This window comes from Microvirga sp. HBU67558, from assembly GCF_018069605.1.
Classification (GTDB): Bacteria; Pseudomonadota; Alphaproteobacteria; order Rhizobiales; family Beijerinckiaceae; genus Microvirga; species Microvirga terrae.
Genome location: NZ_JAGPUP010000270.1, coordinates 1 through 825, shown reverse-complemented (window position 1 = coordinate 825; position 825 = coordinate 1). Strand labels below are relative to the sequence as shown.

Here is an 825-nt window from a genome sequence, read left to right as displayed (position 1 = left end):
GGTACTGTCAAGTTGGCAAGATCCGGGGCCTATGGCAGGGTCTCGGACATGAGCACAACGTCCAGTCCTTACCGCGGCTACCGCTTCCCGGCCGAGATCATCAATCAGGCCGTCTGGTTGTATCACTGCTTCAGCCTGAGTTTGCGGGAGGTTGAGCTGATCCTCGCGGCGCGAGGGGTCGTGGTCAGCTACGAGACGATCCGCGAGTGGAGCCTGCGCTTCGGGCGGACCTACGCCAACAGTCTCAAGCGGCGCCGACCGAAGCCCGGCGACAAATGGTTCTTGGATGAGGTGTTCGTGCGCATCCGCGGCAAGCTGCACTACCTCTGGCGAGCCGTTGATCAGCACGGCAATGTGCTCGACGTGCTGGTCCAGAGCCGCCGCAACAAGAAGGCGGCCATGCGGTTCATCCGCAAGCTGCTGAAGGGCTTGTGCTACGTGCCACGAGTGATCGTGACGGATAAACTCGGATCCTATGGGGCAGCAAAACGTGAGATCCTGCCGGGCGTCGAACACCGTCGGAGCCGATACCTGAACAACCGCTGTGAGGTCTCGCACCAATCCACCCGACGGCGGGAGCGCCACATGCGGCGGTTCAAGTCAGTCCGGCAGGCTCAGCAGTTTCTCGCCACCCACACCCCGATCCACAATCATTTCCAGCTCCGCCGTCACCGTCTTTCCGCCAGTGAGTACCGGACTGCGCGGGATCGCGCCTTCACTACGTGGCGCGATGCGACTGGTACTGCCCTCGTCGGCTGATTTGGGCTGACATGATGGCTATGTCGGCGCCAGCTGCGCCGACTTCGCGCCAAGTTGACAGTACCG

At 62.2% G+C, this 825-nt stretch carries 1 protein-coding gene; it reads left to right on the top strand.

Annotation, left to right across the window (positions count from 1 at the left end):
* The first annotated feature begins 48 nt into the window (after nt 1-48).
* A complete protein-coding gene (locus KBI52_RS01180) occupies nt 49-759 on the top strand; it encodes an IS6 family transposase (protein ID WP_210804828.1) in 711 nt (236 codons plus the stop codon).
* Nucleotides 760-825 lie beyond the last annotated feature (66 nt).